Below are 17,824 nucleotides of genomic sequence, written 5' to 3' on the forward strand. Positions count from 1 at the left end.
TGTTATGCTAACGATTCAATTTCTTTGCCCGTTACCCAATGGCCTGCATGCGCGCCCTGCGTGGGAGCTGAAAGAGCAGTGCAGCCAGTGGCAAAGTGAGGTGATATTGATTAACCATCGCCAGAATGCGAGGGCGGATGCGAAAAGCTCGCTGGCGCTGATCGGTACCGGGACGCTGTTTAACGACAGCTGTAGCCTGACTATTAGCGGTCGTGATGAAGAACAGGCCCGGCGAGCGCTGGAGGAGTATCTCCAGCACCGGTTTATTGACAGCGACAGCGTTCAGCCGACGCAGGCGGAACTGGCGGCGCATCCGTTGCCGCGTTCGTTGATTCGCCTCAACCCAGACCTTCTTTATGGCACCGTGCTGGCAGGCGGCGTGGGGGCAGGTCAGCTCACGCTGTGGCAGAGCGATAATCTGGAAAGCTATCGCGCGATTGAGGCGAGTGCGGAAGATAATACCCGGCTGGAGCACAGTCTGGCGACGCTTGCCGAACAGCTCAATCAGCAGCTGCGCGAGCGCGATGGACAGAGTAAAGCCATCCTTAGCGCGCATCTGTCTCTGATTCAGGACGACGAGTTTGCCGGGAATATTCGCCGCTTAATGCTGGAGCACCATCTGGGGCTAGGCACGGCGATTATCGCCAATATGGAACAGGTGTGCGACAAGCTGTCGGCCTCCGGTAGCGATTATCTGCGCGAGCGCGTCAGCGATATTCGTGATATCAGCGAACAGCTGCTGCACATCACCTGGCCTGAAAGACGACCGCGTAATGCGCTGGTGCTGAATAAATCGACGATTCTGGTTGCTGAGGACTTGACGCCCAGCCAGTTTTTAAGCCTCGATTTGCAACATCTGTCTGGCATGATCCTCGAGAAAACAGGGCGCACCTCGCATACCCTGATCCTCGCTCGCGCGTCGGCTATTCCGGTGCTTAGCGGCTTGCCGCTGGAAGCTATCAGCCGGTATGCTGGACAGCAGGCGGTGCTGGATGCCCGCTGTGGGGTTCTGGCCATCAATCCGGATGATGCGGTTCGCGGCTATTACGCGATTGCGCAGAGGCTGGCCGATGAATGCCAGCGGCAGCAGGCGCTTGATGCCGCCCAGCCCGCGCTGACCAAAGATAATCAGCGTATTGACGTTGCGGCGAATATCGGTACCGCGCTGGAAGCGCCGGGAGCGTTTGCCAATGGCGCGGAAGGGATTGGCCTGTTTCGTACTGAAATGCTGTTTATGGACCGCGACAGCGCGCCTGATGAGCAGGAACAGTTTGAAGCCTATCAGCAGGTCTTATTAGCCGCGGGGGACAAGCCGGTTATCTTTCGCACCATGGATATCGGCGGCGATAAGAACATTCGCTATCTCAATATTCCGCAGGAAGAAAACCCGTTCCTGGGCTATCGTGCGGTGCGGATTTATCCGGAGTTTGCCGGACTGTTTCGCACGCAGTTACGCGCCATTTTACGTGCGGCGACCTTCGGTAATGCGCAACTGATGATCCCGATGGTACACAGTCTCGACCAGATTTTGTGGGTAAAAAGCGAACTGCAGAAGGCGATGGTTGAGCTAAACACCGACGGTTTACGCAATGCCTCAACTATCCCGCTGGGGATTATGGTTGAAGTGCCGTCGGTGTGTTACATCATCGACCATTTCTGCGATGAGGTGGATTTCTTCAGTATTGGCTCAAACGATATGACCCAGTATCTGTACGCCGTCGATCGTAATAATCCGCGCGTTTCGCCGCTGTACAACCCGATTACGCCGTCGTTTCTGCGTATGTTGCAGCAGATTGTCCGCGTGGCGCACGAACGCGGTAAATGGGTGGGCATTTGTGGGGAACTGGGCGGGGAAGGTCGCTATTTACCGCTGCTGCTGGGTTTAGGACTCGACGAGCTGAGCATGAGCAGTCCGCGTATTCCGGCGGTGAAAAGTCAGCTTCGTCAACTGGACAGTCACGCATGCCGTGAACTTGCCATGCGCGCCTGCGAGTGTCGTAGCGCTCAGGAGATAGAAGATCTGCTCAACCTGTTTGCGCCGCAGAAAGATGTGCGTCCGCTGCTGGCGCTGGAGAATATTTTCGTTGGCGAGCCACTGACCAACAAAGAGCAGGTGATTCAGTTTCTGTGCGGCAATCTTGGCGTTAATGGGCGGACTGAACATCCGTTTGAGCTGGAAGAAGATGTCTGGCAGCGCGAAGAGATCGTCACCACCGCCGTCGGCTTTGGCGTGGCTATCCCGCACACCAAATCCCAGTGGATCAGCCACTCCAGCATCAGCATTGCCCGGCTTCTGCAGCCTGTTGACTGGCAGTCTGAGATGGGGGACGTGGAACTGGTGATCATGCTGACGCTGGGTGCCGATGAAGGCATTAACCACGTGAAGGTCTTCTCACAGCTGGCGCGCAAGCTGGTGAACAAGCAGTTCCGCCAGTCGCTGTTTGCCGCTGAAAATGCTGACAGTATTCTGGCGCTGCTGGAGGCGGAACTGACGTTTTAAGTTTGACAGCAAGAGTGGATAAGAGGGTCAGAAGGGAAATTATCAATCAGACAACGGTAGTTTCCCGGCCCTCAACAACGTCATCTCTTGTTTGCAGAGCAGCACCACCGCTTCGCGTCCCTTTACACGGTGGGTGGTGAGAGCCTTTTTCACGGTCCGACGATCCGCACCTGATTCCAGCATCTGAAAACACATCAGGGAGAGTGCACGTCTGTTTTTCATCGTATATTCACTTTATTGAGTAAGCCTGTGGGGTATTAAACCCGTTGATGCTGTCTCAATCAACGTGCAGACTGAAAACGTGCGCCGTACTCTCCCGGCGTCAGACCAAACTGACGCCGGAACAGGCGGCAGAAATAATCACTGTCCTGATACCCACACCGCTGCGCGACCTCGCTAATAGACAGATGGTATTTCTGTAAGATGATGCGCGCTTTCGCCATTCTGACCCACCGCAGATACTCGACAAACCCCATAGTGCCGTGCTGGGCAAACACTTTTGACAGGTGATTGGGGGTGATATTAAAAAACTGCGCTACGCTTTCCCGGGTCAGCGGTTGGGCATAGTTATCCTGTACCCAATTACACATACTGTGATAGAGAAATTCAGTGCGCGGGCGCTCTGTCTCAGGGCGCGTATTCACCACGCTACGACACAGATGCAGCAGACTAAGCACCAACGGCTGAATGATATCCTGAGCCTGAGGAGAGCGGCTTAAATGCGTTAATGCGGTCAGCATCGCCTCACCTTCGCCGCGCTGCGGATGCGGTAACTCAATGCGGCGCAGCGGGCGCAACAGCGATGCGGTTCGGTTATCGTAAAATGAGAGCCCCAGCCAGGCCGGAGAAAACACCAGGCTCAGCAGCATCACGGGCTTGTCGCTGCCGGGTAGATTTGCCGCTTTCGCCGGGATAAACAGCATGTCGCCTTCTGGCAGACTATGCTGCTTGGTTTCCAGCCGATTGCTGTATTCGCCACGCAAAACGATATCGAGGCGTGGAAGATCAATACATAAACTACCGCCTGGTAGCGTGGTGGGCTGGGTCGCGAACCATACGCGCCCCAGGCGCTGCGGGTTTAATACCAGGCCGCTGAACAGATCGGCGAAAAACTGTTGGTCTGCGGGTAGGCCTGGCTCTTTCATCGCTCTTTCTCTGCGCTATAAATGCATTAACTGTCTGAACTCTTTCACTTTACTCCGGCTAACCGGGATTTCAAATTCCAGATCTTTTAATCGTAAAATATAGGTGTTGTTAAACCATGGTTCGATCTCGCGGATTTTGTTCAGGTTTACGCAGAATGAGCGGTGGCAGCGGAAAAAATGTGAGGCAGGCAGTTTACTGCAAAATTCGGTGATGTTCATCGGCATGACATACGATTCGCGTCGCGTGTAGACGAAGGTCATCTTTTCATGGGCTTCAGCGTAGTAAATATCGTTGATTGGCGTAACGATGATCCGCTCGTCTTTGATCAGGTTGATCGTATCGTTTTCACGCGTCACCTGGCTGGTAAGGGGGGTTCCTGTTTGCTGCTGCTGCCAGGCCGCCTCCAGTTTTTGCAACATGCCGACAATCCGTGATTCCTGGTACGGTTTCAGAATGTAGTCAAACGCTTCCAGTTCAAAGGCTTCAACAGCGTGTTCTTTCCAGGCAGTAATAAACACAATAAAGGGTTTATGCGCGAACTGACTGATGTTTTGCGCCAGCAGCACACCATCCAGTGACGGAATATTAATATCCAGAAAAATAGCGTCAACGCGGTTGTGCTGCAGGTATTTAAGTACATCCAGACCGTCGTCAAATGTGCCGACAATCTCCATCTGGCTGTGCTCTTTTATCAGCCAGCTAAGTTCCTGTTGGGCCAGGAATTCATCTTCAACAATGATGACTTTCACAACTTAACTCCTGGTTAAAGCAATAATGTGGCCGGGGCTGCTGCAGGTGAGTGCTGGTTTGGCACGTAAAAGGCAATCTCTGTGCCAGGCTCAAGACGGCGGATATGTAGCCCTTCGCCGTACAGGAGTTTAACGCGGTGATGCACATTCAACAGGCCAATTTTATTGCCCGGCATTTCATTGGACTCAACGCGTTCAATGACTTTCGGATCGATACCATGACCGGTATCTCTGACGGCAATGCGTACCCGATTACCACATTCCGCCACGCTGATAGTGACCACACCTTTCCCTTTGCAGGGTTGGATCCCATGGACGATGGCATTTTCAACCAATGGCTGAATCAGCAGGCTGGGAATAAAACAGCTGACCTCTTCATCAATATCATAAATAACCGTCAATTTATCGCCAAAACGGGCCTGCTCAATGGCAATGTAATCCTTAATTTGATACAGCTCTTTCTTGATATCGATCTGCTCATCATCTTTTAATTCAATATTATAGCGAAGATAGCGAGATAAATTAAAAATGAGCTGGCGTGCAGTGTCCGGGTTTAGCCGCACTGACGATGAGATCGCGTTTAACGCATTAAACAGGAAATGGGGATTTATTTTACTTTGTAGTGCCCGCAACTCTGCCTTATTTGCCATTTCACGTAGCTGCTCGGCGCGGGAAACCTCAAGCTGAGTCGAGATAATTTGTGACAGACCGATAGCCATTTCTTGTAATGAAGAGGTGATCTGGTGGGCATGGCAGTAGTAGATTTTCAGCGTACCGGTGACCACACCTTTTTCCCACAACGGTATTACCAGCATGGAGTGTATTTCCGGCGTGCGATGTGCTTCATCATTGTTCTTTATGATGATTTTTCCGTAATTTATCGCCTGCTGGGTGGTAGGGCTAACGAAATCATCGTTATCGCGGTAGTTCAGTTCGCCAACGCCGACATAGGCCAGAACGTGCTGGGTATTGGTGATCGCGACGGCATCGGCATGAATATCATGGCGAATAATTTCGCACACCTGGCGTAGCGACTCGCTATTGACCTGACGAAAAAGCGGCAGGGTTTTGTTAGCGATATCCAGCGCCAGTTTAGCCTGTTTTGCCGCACTGGCTTCTTTCTCTCCTTCCACGCTTTGTACCAGCATGACGATAAAGCCGATACAGACGCTGCCAAGGATCATTGGGATACCGATTTTCGAGACAATATCCAGCCCCAGTTCGGTAGTGGGGGCCCAGGCGACCACCAGAATCATGGTCAATGACTCGCACAGCATCCCGCCTAAAATACCGGCGCGCCAGTGTTGCGCCTTAGGGATTTTTCGGTTGATCCAACCCGCAATACAGCCAGCAAGGATACTGGTAATAAAACAGGGAAGGGCGGTAACACCCCCAATATCAATCAGATAACGGTGTGTGCCCGCGATGAGTCCGGTAATGATACCGACCCATGGGCCGAACAGAATTCCTCCTGACATCACGGCGATAATTCGCACGTTCACCAGTGAGCCTTCTACCGGTACACCAGACCAGGTGCTGAACAGGGCAAACATGGAGAAAATGGCAGTAACGGCGAGCAGCTCTTTCACCGAGTGAGCTGACTTGTGCAACAGTTCGCGGAACAGGCGGATACGAATCAGGAAAAACAGACAAAAAAGCATCAGCGCTGCCCGATCAAAGACCGCCAGCAGCATATTGAATATTTCGTGCACAGGTGACTCTTGCGAAGGGGTTAAACCTCTATGATAGGTAACCCGAGGCAGGATGACCAGCATCCCTGTCAGCATGGGCTAATGAGGAAAAACCACAATATTAAAAGGGGATTGTTGCATGATTGTTGTATTTACAATACATCTCCAGAGAAGGCGAACTTCAACGTAATGTATTTAACAACAAAATGTTAAAAATTGGTGATTTTATAAGGAGTGGATATTCATGAATTTCCCGTTTTAGAAACGTTGTTCCTCTTTTATGCCGATAAAAAATATTTTGCTGTACCTCTCGACAGAAGGAAATTAATCAGGCTATTTTCTAAACGTGCCACCATCGTGGTAGCGTCGCTCGGACGGTCCGGGCGCTAACGTACATCTGAGGATATTATGGCTGATTCCCGCCCTGAACGTCGTTTTACGCGTATTGATCGTCTTCCCCCTTACGTTTTTAACATTACCGCTGAACTGAAGATGGCTGCGCGTCGGCGCGGCGAAGATATTATCGATTTCAGCATGGGGAATCCGGATGGTGCCACGCCTCCTCACATTGTCGAAAAACTGTGTACCGTGGCGCAGCGCCCGGATACCCACGGTTATTCAACGTCGCGCGGTATTCCTCGTTTACGTCGGGCGATTTCTCGCTGGTATCAGGAACGCTATGACGTCGAGATCGATCCTGAATCCGAAGCGATTGTAACGATTGGCTCCAAAGAGGGGCTGGCTCACCTGATGTTGGCGACATTGGATCACGGCGACACGGTCCTGGTGCCGAATCCCAGTTACCCCATCCATATTTATGGTGCCGTTATCGCCGGTGCACAGGTGCGTTCCGTGCCGCTGGTGGAAGGGGTCGACTTCTTTAATGAACTGGAGCGTGCGATTCGCGAAAGCTACCCGAAACCGAAGATGATGATCTTAGGCTTCCCGTCCAACCCGACGGCACAGTGTGTCGAGCTGGCGTTTTTCGAAAAGGTCGTCGCACTGGCTAAACGCTACGACGTGCTGGTGGTTCATGACCTGGCCTATGCCGATATTGTCTACGATGGCTGGAAAGCGCCATCGATTATGCAGGTGCCGGGTGCCCGTGATGTTGCCGTTGAATTTTTCACCTTGTCGAAAAGCTATAACATGGCGGGGTGGCGCATTGGCTTTATGGTTGGCAATAAAACGCTGGTAAACGCACTGGCGCGCATTAAGAGCTATCACGATTACGGAACGTTTACACCGCTGCAGGTAGCCGCTATTGCAGCGCTGGAAGGCGATCAGCAGTGCGTGCGAGATATTGCGGAGCAATATAAACGCCGTCGCGATGTGCTGGTCAAGGGGCTGCATGAAGCGGGCTGGATGGTTGAAATGCCAAAAGCGTCGATGTACGTGTGGGCAAAAATTCCGGAGCAGTACGCCGCAATGGGGTCGCTTGAATTTGCCAAAAAATTGCTGAATGAGGCGAAGGTCTGTGTTTCTCCGGGGATTGGCTTTGGGGACTATGGTGATACACACGTGCGTTTTGCGTTGATTGAGAACCGCGACCGTACCCGCCAGGCAATCCGCGGAATCAAAGCCATGTTCCGCGCAGATGGTTTACTGCCGGCCAGCCCGAAATCAGCCACTGAAAGTACCGACTAACAAAACCTTCACTTCACACATGCAAACAGGAGCCAAATGGCTCCTGTTTTTTTGCTGCATCTTTCAATTTAGATCATCAGGGCAAAAGTACCGGCCCACACGATGACCATAAAAGAAATGCCCATAAAGAAATATTTCACTTTTCATCTCTCCGCATACGATGAGTACGCCTAAATGAACATATGCTTACCTGACAGAGAGCTGATGCGAGCATAAACGAAAGGGAGAATACCCCGCGTTTGCTTGGCTGCATCACCCCAGAATTCTGAGCTTTAATGCTCCAGACGGCGCTAATGTACGCCTAAAAATGAGGTGAAACAAGAGGCGTTTTTTTATTTAATTTTAGTAACTTACAAGTGTCGTGATTCGGCGACAGTTTAATTTCCGACGGTAATAAATTGCTATTGAGCGACGTGGCTGTTACTCAGAGAATTCTCATATTACCTTGAGGTTAATGCGGTTAATTTCCTCGCGGAATTTGATAATGAAAAGGTTAAAAATGACCAGATTAATGATGTTAGCACTTGTTCTTGCGCCATTGGCGTCGATGGCGGCTGCACCACAAGCGTTCAATTTCAGTTGCGCAAGTATTGGTGGTGTGAATAGTGATGGTAAAGGCAATGTATGGATTAATGGCACAAAAGCGACCATTAAGACCTTCAATGAAAATTACTGGGAGGCAAAGAGCGGTAAAAATACCGTCTCAATTTCCAGAAAAGATGACGGAAACCCGGAAGTGTCCTGGGCTGGCCCAAACCGCAAGCATGGGATTTGTCAGCCTGAAGATAATGTTGATTTCTCTGTGGCGAAAAAATCGACTCATGCTGGCCCATCATTCTCCTGTTCTGCAGTGGAAAAGGGAAGCATGGAAGAGATTATCTGTCTGAGCCCATCGCTCTCCGCAATGGATTTACGATTGAACGAGGTCTACAAACAGGCGCTGGCTAAATCGAAAAATGACCCGACGCTAAAAGCAGTGCAACGAGGTTGGATCAAAGGACGTAATGAATGCTGGAAAGAGCAGGATAAACCCGCCTGCCTTGGCAGAGAATATAGCGAACGAATGACTGAACTACAGAACAAGTGGGGGGTTAAGTAATTCAAGCGCAGAAATAAAGAAAGGCCATTCGGCCTTTCTTTTTAGACATATAGCGAGGCTTCACCCATCGGGCGGGTTTTGAAACGACGATGGATCCAGAGATACTGCTCGGGTGCCCGCATGATCTCTTTCTCAATAATTTTGTTCATATAGGCCGCGGCCTGGTTTTCATCTTCCGGGTAACCTTCCATTTCTGGCGTGATAAACAGACGGTAGCCGGAGTTATCAGATTTTCTCACCATGGTGACGGTCAGCATTTTCGCCCCCGACAAGCGTGACAGCACGTAGGTGCCGTTGGTTGTCGCAACATCTTTGACGGCGAAGAATGGCGCAAATGAACTGCCTTTACGGCCATAATCCTGATCGGGTGCAAACCATACGGCTTCCCCTTTTTTCAGTGCGCCGACAATGCCGCGCAGATTATTTCTGCCGATCATGGCTTTGTTCGAGCGCATACGGCCGCGGGTTTGTATCCACTCCATTAATTTGTTGTTGTGCGGGCGGTAGGTTGCCATCATTGGCTGGCAAAGACCCATCACGCGGCCCCCCAGTTCCAGCGACATAAAATGCACGCCGACTACCATTACGCCACGGTTATGTGCCTGAGCGCGTTGCAGGTTGTCCAGACCTTCAACATCAAACCATTTGCGCACCCGGCGATCTGGCCAGAACCAGGCCATACCGGTTTCAAGCAGTGCCATGCCGAGTGAGCGGAAGTTCTCGTCGACCAGTTTGTTTCTTTCTTCTTGTGACAGATTCGGGAAACAGAGTTCGAGATTTTTATGGGCAATGGATTCCCGGCGCTTTAAAAATGGGCGCGCCAGCGTACCTGTACGGGTGCCCAGAAAACATAAAACAGGATAAGGGAGCTGCACCAGTAACCAGAGCACACCGACACCGAACCATGTGAGCCAGTAGCGCGGATGCAAAAACGCGCGTGAAAATTTACATTGGGGGAACATAAGCACCTGTTGTTGGTACGAAAATAATGTATCGCGAAGATTCTTTGCCTACAGCGTTACTCTCTGACACTGAACAGTTAGGTCACTATTAGCGACAATGGTTCCTGTAAAGAGTGTAAAACTGAGTCAGGACAAACCACGAGGGGTATGAATGATCGGACGCTCAATGTACACCCGAAGATTAATGTCATCCAGAAATAATTCCTCAAGTTTCGTAAATGTTTTTTGGTCGATAAAAAGCAAGAATAGACTTATAGATAATTTGTTGTTTTTATGACGATTAAATAAAGGTCAACGGAGAATGTGCAGTTCAGAAGATGAACAGTTATTGTAGCGAAAATGTTGCTTGAATTGCGAACGGATAGGAATTGTCTTAGACTATAAAATCAAGGAAGTGTAAGGACTTACGTCGATTTTTACGGCAGACAGGAGGTAACGCTATGTTCTATTTTTGGACTTTCCTCGCATTGAGCATTCTGTGCGTTAGTTGCTATATTTGGCAGGTAATGGGCGCTGCCGCGTCAATTAGTTCTTTTTTCGGCATGGCTATCCTTACGGCATTAATTTATTTCTTTACCATACGGTTGACTGACGGAAACGAAATGGTAACGGGACTGTTTCTTTTTCTTGCCCCGGCATGCGGATTGATCATTCGCTTTATGGTAGGGGACAATAAGAATTAAATCACAGGTTCATAACGGAAAACGCAATTGTGTACCACATTGACTGATTTTCTGGCTTCCATCTGGACAAACTAAAGTGCCAGCATCGCTGGCACTTTTTTCTCTCTAAAGCCGATTACCTGGCATCAGCAAGCTGCAGCTCCGTGTCCTGTTGTTGGGCATTTTTTCGTTGTTGTTCGAGTTCCAGCGCTCCGCGGTGGGACAGATAGCAGAACAGTATGCAGCAGACAATCCCGCCCATCAGCAGATAGAAACCGCCATGCCATCCCATTTTATCGACCATGACACCAAACAGACTGGTTCCCAGCGATGCACCAAAAATGTAGCTCATAAAACCGCGTAATCCGACCGCCGAACCGACGGCAAAGCTGGGGACGATTTCCATGGTCTGAACAGACGCCAGGAACTGGGGCACATAGATCAGGCACCCGACGATGGCGGCAAAAATAGTGACCATCAGCAGGGATTCACTTTTCCAGTAACCGATCAGGCAGACGAAGATCAGCGCCATACAAATCATGGCCAACGGCATGCGACGACCTTTAAACAGTTTATCGGTCAACCAGCCCGCCAGCAGTGTGGAAGGAATTGCGGCCCATTCGAAAAACAGGAACGCCACACTCATTTGTTCTTTCGAGAAATGTTTTTCAGTTAACAAATAAATCGGTAACCAACTGATCATGCCAAAACGCACCATATAGACAAAAACATCTACCAATGAAACATACCAGGCATTTTTGTTACGCAGCACGTAGGTGCAAAAAATTTGAAAGGCGCTCATGTTTTCCGGCGCCTGGGTTACGTGCCGGGCATTCAACACGACTTTTTCTTCCGGCATCATCTGTTCCAGAGCAGGCAAGCCTTCTTCGCGCGGTGAGCCTTTCCCCAACATCAGAACAATAAAAGCAAACAGCACCGCAACACAGGCTGGGACGATATAGCTGGCGCTTTGCCAGTGTTCGCTGCCGAGAATTGCAAAAGCGGCGCCAACAATAGGGGCGACAATACCGCCGCCGACGTTGTGTGAGATATTCCAGAATGCGCCAACGCGTCCGCGCTCTTTGCGTGGGAACCAGTTGGCGATGGTAATAAACGAGGGACCGACGCCCATCCCCTGGAATAGTCCGTTGAAGACCACCAGTGCGGCAAAAATCCAGAATCCGGTGCTGAACCCTAAGCCAACGTTGACGATAGCGCACAGGATCAGGCCGCAAGCCATAAAGACTTTCGGGCTGGCTTTGTCTGCCAGGCTGCTCATGATGCCTTTACTGATCCCATAGGCAATTAGCATACAACTGCTGAGTAAACCAATCTGTGTTGCGCTGAGATCCAGATGTTCTTTCAGGTACGGGGTAGAGAGGGTGAAGTTATTACGTACAATATAATACGCAAGATAGCCAAGAAATACGCTAAGTAACGCCTGAATGCGGTATCGACCATAAGTCTCCTGAATTTTCTCTTCCGGGACTTTATTTGCCGATGGCCCTGTCTTAAATATTGATAACATATCATCACCTAAATTTATATTGATGTGAATATCAGGATTTTTCGCAGAGAAGAGTGAAATAGATGGCTAAGAAATTCAAATTGAAGAAATGTGTCACTATTGACTCAATTTGCTGAAAATGGGGCTGACTTTGACTCTTTTGAATTATGGTGAGGCCAGAGCTATTATTCTTAATGCGTTTTTATCATCAGCATGTGCGGGTATTAACAAATTCAAACGACATTTTCAGGTATTCTTTATCTCTGTTATCGTATTCCGTCTGGTTATTTTGATAGCAGTTTTATCTTTTCCATGTGTCGCGATAAACGGGTAAATTTTGTCTCAATATTATTTTTTGAAGATGTTGGTATTTATGAGCAGGATCACAAACAGACTTTTCTGTCGGGGTAGTTTGTTGGCGCTCTCACTGTGTTTTATGTCGCTGTCGGCGACCTGTCTGGCACAGGGGAAGGAACTGGTGATGGCGACGACGTTTTCCCCGGGGGCAACGGCCTGGATTATTCAGCGCTGGCAAACGGAGCCGGGGTCAGTGATGATCCGCACGCTAAACCGCACCAGTTCTTCTCTCGAACAACTGCTCGATACCGCGAATGCGGAAAACGTTGACCTGATTTTGACCTCTTCGCCGATGCTACTGCAGCATCTTCAGGAGCATCAGAAACTTGCTCCTTTTGATAATGCATTGCCGGAAAGCCAGCGTCTGGTGCCTGAGTCAATACGGTCGACGTCTGTAGCCGTGGCGATCTCGGGATTTGGTCTACTGATTAATCGTTCAGCACTGACGGCGCGACATCTGCCTCCACCGACGGACTGGGGGGATTTAACGCATCCTAAATATCAAAATGCCCTGCTGATGAGTAGCCCATCGCGCTCCGATACCAATCACCTGATGGTTGAATCATTGCTGCAACAAAAAGGATGGCAAGAAGGTTGGGCGACATTGCTGGCCAGTGCCGGGAACCTGGTGACCATTTCATCACGCAGCTTTGGTGTTGCGGACAAAATTAAGAGCGGATTGGGCGTTGCGGGACCGGTTATTGATAACTATGCCAATCTGCTGCTCAATGACCCCAATCTGACCTTTAATTACTTTCCACACTCTGCGGTCTCGCCGACCTACGTAGCCGTGCTGAAAAACAGCCCGCGTGCCAATGAAGCACAACGTTTTATCCGCTATTTATTGAGCCCGGAAGGGCAGCGGATCCTTGCAGATGCGAATACCGGTAAATATCCGGTAACGTCGCTGGCAGCAGATAACCCGCGTGCAGCCCAACAGGCCATTTTGATGAAACAGCCACCGCTTAATTACCGTCTGATCCTGAAGCGTCAACAGCTGGTCCAGCGAATGTTTGATACGGCCATCAGTTTCCGCCTCGCGCAGCTTAAGGATGCCTGGCGAGCGCTGTACAGTGCGGAAGCTCGTCTGAAACACCCGTTACCCGAAATCAGAGCGCTGTTAACCCAGGTCCCAATCGACGCCAGGAGCAGCGAAGATGAAGCCTGGCTTGCTCAATTCGATAACAAAAGTTTTGCTGAACAGCAAATGATGGAGTGGCAACTCTGGTTTCTTAAAAACCAGCGGCTGGCGATATCAAAACTGGAAGAACTACAATGAAAGGCGGTTCGCTATGGCAACGTCTTCGTCAGCTCAGCATCAGCAGCAGTTTGCGGGGGGCTTTTCTGACGGGGGCTTTACTGACGCTGAGCGTGAGCTGTGTCAGTTTGTATTCCTGGCATGAGCAAAGCTCGCAAATCCGCTATTCGCTCGATGACTATTTCCCGCGCGTGCATTCCGCTTTTTTGATTGAAGGGAATCTTAATCTGGTTGTCGATCAGCTTAATGAATTCCTGCTTGCCCCCAATACGACCGTACGGCTGCAATTGCGCAATCAGATCATAGAACATCTGGACAAAATTGAACTGCTGAGCCGGGGATTGCAACCCGCGGAACAACAACAGCTGGCGGTGATTTTGCAGGATAGTCGGGCATTGATGACCGAGCTGGACCGGGTGCTCTACAACATGTTCCTGGTACGCGAAAAAGTCAGCGAACTTTCCGCGCGAATCGACTGGTTACATGATGATTTCACGACCGAACTGAACTCTCTGGTGCAGGATTTCACCTGGCAGCAGGGAACGTTGTTGGATCAAATTGAAGCGAAAAATGGCGACGCGGCGTTGTACCTGAAACGCGCCAGGGAGGTGCAGAATGAGCAGCAACAGGTGTACACGCTGGCAAGAATTGAAAACCAGATTGTCGATGATTTACGCGACAGGTTGAATGAACTGAAGTCAGGTAGCGACGACGGCATGCTGGTCGAGAATCATATTCGCTATCTGGAAAATCTGAAGAAAACGGCGGATGAAAATATCCGCACCCTGGACGACTGGCCCAGTACTATCACGTTGCGACAAACCATCGACGAATTGCTGGAAATCGGGATGATGAAAAACAAAATGCCCGATACGATGCGTGATTATGTCGCGGCGCAAAAAGCGCTGGTTGATGCCAGCCATGCCAGAGAAGCTACACTTGGACGTTTCCGAACGTTGCTTGAGGCTCAGTTGGGAAGTAGCCATCAACAAATGCAGATGTTTAACCAGCGACTGGAGCAGATTGTTCGCGTCAGCGGTGGGCTTATTCTGCTGGCGACGCTGTTGGCGCTGCTTCTTGCCTGGGGACTCAACCACTACTTTATCCGTTCACGGTTGGTGAAGCGTTTTACCGCGCTCAACCAGGCCGTGGTGCAAATTGGTCTTGGCAGAACCGATGCCTCGATCCCGGTTTATGGTCGTGATGAGCTAGGGCGCATTGCAGGGTTACTGCGCCATACGCTGGGTCAGCTCAATACGCAAAAAAGTCAGCTTGAACAGGAAGTGGCAGAGCGTAAGGAGATTGAGGCCGATCTGCGAGCGACCCAGGGCGAATTGATTCAGACGGCGAAATTGGCGGTGGTCGGACAGACCATGACCACGCTGGCCCACGAAATCAATCAACCACTGAATGCGTTGTCGATGTATCTGTTTACTGCGGGCAGAGCAATTGAACAAGAGCAGTTGGCGCAGGCCAGAAGCACGTTAACCAAAGCCGAAGGACTCATTACCCGTATCGATGCCATTATCCGCTCATTGCGACAGTTTGCACGCCGAGCCGAGCCAGGGGCACCGCTGCATCCGGTCGATTTACGGCAGACCTTCAGCGCGGCCTGGGAACTATTGGCTATGCGGCATAAACCGCAGCAGGGTACGCTTTCGCTGCCAATTGAGCGCGTGTGGGTTACGGGCGATGAGGTGAGAATTCAGCAAGTTCTGGTAAACATACTGGCAAATGCGCTGGATGCCTGCCCGGTTGCCGCGAAGATTGACGTTCACTGGCAGGTTGAGGGCAGCACGGTGTGTGTATTTGTCAGCGATAATGGCCCCGGCTGGCCTGGTGCGCTGCTACCGTCGCTATTAAAACCGTTTACCACCAGTAAGGATGTTGGTCTCGGTATTGGGCTATCAATTTGTGTCTCATTAATGACGCAGATGAACGGCGAGCTACGCCTGGCGTCGACGCTGGGGCGCAATGCCTGCGTGGTACTGCAATTCAACCTGACGGATGTAGAAGATGTTGAGTGATGAATATTCTGTTCTGCTGATTGATGATGATACCGATGTCCTTGATGCTTACACCTTGTTGCTTGAGCAGGCAGGCTATCGGGTATGCGCGTGCAATAACCCCTACGATGCCCGAAATTGGCTACAGGCTGACTGGCCCGGTATCGTCCTGAGTGACGTGTGTATGCCTGGCTGTAACGGTATCGAACTGATGGCTCTTTTTCATCAGGATGATAGCCAGCTGCCGATCCTGCTGATTACCGGACATGGTGATGTGCCGATGGCGGTGGATGCGGTGAAAAAAGGGGCATGGGATTTTCTGCAAAAACCGGTCGATCCCGGTAAGCTGCTGTTGCTGGTTGCACAGGCGTTGCAGCAGCGAAAATCTGTGATTGCCCGTCGTCATTACTGCCAGCAAAAGCTGCAGGTTGAACTGGTTGGCTACAGCGACTGGATAAATCAGTACCGTCAACGGCTGCAGCAACTGGCAGAAACGGATCTTGCCGTCTGGTTTTATGGGGAACCCGGGACGGGACGTATGACGGGAGCCCGTTATTTGCATCAGCTGGGACGTAGCGCCCAGGGGCCGTTTATCCGCGCAGAACTCACCGCCGGGAACACGGCTCAGCTCGATGAGCTGATTGCTCAAGCGCAAGGTGGGACGCTGGTATTAAGCCATATAGCGTGTCTGACGCGCGAGCAGCAGCACCATTTGGTTCACCTGCAAAGTCAGGAGCGGCGTCCTTTTCGGTTAATTGGTGTTGGCACGACATCGCTGGTGGAGCTGGCGGCAACAAACCAGATCGTGGCCGAACTCTATTACTGTTTCGCCATGACACAAATCGCCTGCCAGCCTCTATCCATGCGCCCGGACGATATTGAACCGCTATTTCGCCATTACCTGCAAAAAGCCTGTCTGCGTCTGAACCACCCCATTCCGGAGGTCGACGGGGAATTGCTAAAAGGCATGCGACGTCGTGTGTGGTTAAGTAATGTGCGAGAGCTGGCAAACGCCGCAGAGCTTTTTGCCGTTGGGTTGCTGCCATTGGCGGAGACCGCTAATCCGCAGTTGCACATGCCGGGACCGACACCGTTGGATCGCCGGGTTGAAGAGTATGAGCGGCAAATCATTACCGAAGCGCTAAATATTCATCAAGGGCGTATTAATGAAGTGGCAGAATATCTGCAAATTCCGCGTAAAAAACTGTATTTGCGGATGAGAAAATACGGGCTAAGTAAAGAGCATTATAAGTTCTAGAGAGATGAGGTGCGGTTATGATAAGGGTAATTGAATGAACATCTGAGTCGTCACCTCATTATTAGAAAAAATGCCGGACTTATTATCCGGCATTTTTCGCTTACCACATTAAATCGTCAGGTACGACGAAGTCAGCATACGGATCGTCTTCGTCTTTCGCTTCCTGACTCAGCTCGCAATTTAAGACGATGTAGCTGTCGTCGCGCTGTGCAATTTTATCGGCAACGACGGCCGGGATAATAGCATATTCGCTGTCACGGTCGCTTTCTGCAGTCAGCCGGGCAATAGCCAGACGTCCTTTAATCAATTGCGCCTGTGTCACCTTATCCACGTAGATTTTTTTAATCAGATTATTATCGGTGAAGTTATACCCAATATCACCTTTGGAAATGGTGATTTTGTTCATTTCAATAAGCTGCTTAATCTGCGCTTTGTATTCTTTCGACAGCGTCGCTTGTTTCTGTTGATCGCTTAACTGCTTATCCCGTTCAATTTGTGCTTTTTTATTCTCTTCAACCGCTTCTCTGGCTTCACGGGCCTGAACGCGTGATTTTTTCGCCGTTCTCTGCACTTTCGCCATTTTTTTGCTGGAAACTAAGCCAGCTTTCAGCATCTGTTCTTGTAGGGTGAGTTTTGTCATTTTTGCATCTGATCCAATAAAATCGTTGTCAGGATTATAACCTTAACGTCCAACGGGATGCCAGAATACGGGGTTTGCCAAACCGATCTTGCTCCTGTCTGGTACCGCGAAATGCTCAGGCGCTAAACGCCGGGGGAGAAACGGTGTGGGGCTATGGCAAGTACCGTGATGGTGAAATAAAACAGAGCGTTGCGTTATAGATGTGATGGTGTCCCCTGCAGGAATCGAACCTGCAACTAGCCCTTAGGAGGGGCTCGTTATATCCATTTAACTAAGGGGACGAAGCGGCACGAGTATAGCGTTTTTTACTCCCAACGGTAAGTCTCAGGCTGCCTGACTGCT

At 50.5% G+C, this 17,824-nt stretch carries 15 protein-coding genes and 1 tRNA gene; 7 read left to right on the forward strand and 9 right to left on the reverse strand.

The features are described 5' to 3' along the window. The first annotated feature begins 4 nt into the window (after positions 1–4). The gene (gene ptsP, locus IB196_RS06850; RefSeq protein ID WP_188232027.1) at positions 5–2,500 is read left to right on the forward strand and encodes a phosphoenolpyruvate--protein phosphotransferase; all 2,496 of its coding nucleotides are present in this window, start codon (positions 5–7) and stop codon (positions 2,498–2,500) included. 42 nt (positions 2,501–2,542) lie between these two features. Here the strand turns inward: ptsP and IB196_RS06855 are convergent, their stop codons facing one another. From IB196_RS06855 to IB196_RS06870, 4 genes are read right to left on the reverse strand one after another with little or no spacing between them, the layout of a single operon-like run. Then, entirely contained in the window at positions 2,543–2,722 is a 180-nt protein-coding gene (locus IB196_RS06855) for a hypothetical protein (RefSeq protein WP_040231437.1), read from the reverse strand. Positions 2,723–2,781: 59 nt separating this feature from the next. Further along, positions 2,782–3,645, reverse strand: a complete 864-nt coding sequence (locus tag IB196_RS06860) for an AraC family transcriptional regulator (RefSeq protein ID WP_040231435.1) — start codon at positions 3,643–3,645, stop codon at positions 2,782–2,784. Positions 3,646–3,660: 15 nt separating this feature from the next. After that, a complete protein-coding gene (gene ypdB / locus IB196_RS06865) occupies positions 3,661–4,395 on the reverse strand; it encodes a two-component system response regulator YpdB (RefSeq protein ID WP_149691443.1) in 735 nt (244 codons plus the stop codon). A 14-nt stretch (positions 4,396–4,409) separates the two neighbouring features. Then, on the reverse strand, positions 4,410–6,107 hold the full coding sequence (locus IB196_RS06870; RefSeq protein WP_086523807.1) for a sensor histidine kinase: 1,698 nt from the start codon (positions 6,105–6,107) through the stop codon (positions 4,410–4,412). A gap of 387 nt (positions 6,108–6,494) precedes the next feature. Between IB196_RS06870 and alaC the strand changes: the two genes are divergently transcribed. Continuing rightward, entirely contained in the window at positions 6,495–7,733 is a 1,239-nt protein-coding gene (alaC, locus tag IB196_RS06875; RefSeq protein ID WP_005129786.1) for an alanine transaminase, read from the forward strand. A 68-nt stretch (positions 7,734–7,801) separates the two neighbouring features. Here alaC and ypdK read toward each other — a convergent pair whose 3' ends face one another. Next, positions 7,802–7,873: a membrane protein YpdK gene (ypdK, locus tag IB196_RS06880; protein ID WP_010723117.1), complete on the reverse strand. Its 72-nt coding sequence runs from the start codon at positions 7,871–7,873 to the stop codon at positions 7,802–7,804. A gap of 344 nt (positions 7,874–8,217) precedes the next feature. On the opposite strand from ypdK, the gene IB196_RS06885 reads away from it, so the two are divergent. Further along, on the forward strand, positions 8,218–8,832 hold the full coding sequence (locus IB196_RS06885; RefSeq protein WP_188232028.1) for a lysozyme inhibitor LprI family protein: 615 nt from the start codon (positions 8,218–8,220) through the stop codon (positions 8,830–8,832). A 41-nt stretch (positions 8,833–8,873) separates the two neighbouring features. On the opposite strand, the gene lpxP is transcribed toward IB196_RS06885, so the two are convergent. Then, positions 8,874–9,794 carry a kdo(2)-lipid IV(A) palmitoleoyltransferase gene (gene lpxP, locus IB196_RS06890; RefSeq protein ID WP_005129779.1) on the reverse strand — a complete coding sequence of 307 codons (921 nt, stop codon included), beginning with the start codon at positions 9,792–9,794 and terminating at the stop codon, positions 8,874–8,876. A gap of 440 nt (positions 9,795–10,234) precedes the next feature. On the opposite strand from lpxP, the gene IB196_RS06895 reads away from it, so the two are divergent. Then, positions 10,235–10,477: a YfdY family protein gene (locus IB196_RS06895; RefSeq protein ID WP_005129778.1), complete on the forward strand. Its 243-nt coding sequence runs from the start codon at positions 10,235–10,237 to the stop codon at positions 10,475–10,477. Between the two features lie 115 nt (positions 10,478–10,592). Here the strand turns inward: IB196_RS06895 and pgtP are convergent, their stop codons facing one another. Then, positions 10,593–11,984 (reverse strand): phosphoglycerate transporter PgtP, encoded by a 1,392-nt coding sequence (pgtP, locus tag IB196_RS06900; RefSeq protein WP_040231431.1) that lies wholly within the window; start codon positions 11,982–11,984, stop codon positions 10,593–10,595. Positions 11,985–12,399: 415 nt separating this feature from the next. Here pgtP and pgtC point away from each other — a divergent pair, with 415 nt between their 5' ends. The 3 genes from pgtC to pgtA are packed head-to-tail and all read left to right on the forward strand — an operon-like array spanning position 12,400 to position 16,842. After that, positions 12,400–13,599, forward strand: a complete 1,200-nt coding sequence (gene pgtC / locus IB196_RS06905; RefSeq protein ID WP_137378438.1) for a phosphoglycerate transport regulator PgtC — start codon at positions 12,400–12,402, stop codon at positions 13,597–13,599. Continuing rightward, entirely contained in the window at positions 13,596–15,605 is a 2,010-nt protein-coding gene (gene pgtB / locus IB196_RS06910; RefSeq protein WP_040231429.1) for a two-component system sensor histidine kinase PgtB, read from the forward strand. Before pgtC ends, pgtB begins: the two co-directional genes overlap by 4 nt. Then, the gene (gene pgtA / locus IB196_RS06915) at positions 15,595–16,842 is read left to right on the forward strand and encodes a two-component system response regulator PgtA (protein ID WP_182290152.1); all 1,248 of its coding nucleotides are present in this window, start codon (positions 15,595–15,597) and stop codon (positions 16,840–16,842) included. Before pgtB ends, pgtA begins: the two co-directional genes overlap by 11 nt. A gap of 100 nt (positions 16,843–16,942) precedes the next feature. Here the strand turns inward: pgtA and IB196_RS06920 are convergent, their stop codons facing one another. Beyond that, on the reverse strand, positions 16,943–17,482 hold the full coding sequence (locus IB196_RS06920) for a DUF2058 domain-containing protein (RefSeq protein WP_040231426.1): 540 nt from the start codon (positions 17,480–17,482) through the stop codon (positions 16,943–16,945). A gap of 206 nt (positions 17,483–17,688) precedes the next feature. Further along, positions 17,689–17,763: transfer RNA gene (locus IB196_RS06925), tRNA-Arg, on the reverse strand. Between the last annotated feature and the right edge of the window lie 61 nt (positions 17,764–17,824).

This window comes from Citrobacter sp. C6_1 (assembly GCF_014596835.2).
GTDB lineage: Bacteria > Pseudomonadota > Gammaproteobacteria > Enterobacterales > Enterobacteriaceae > Citrobacter > Citrobacter pasteurii.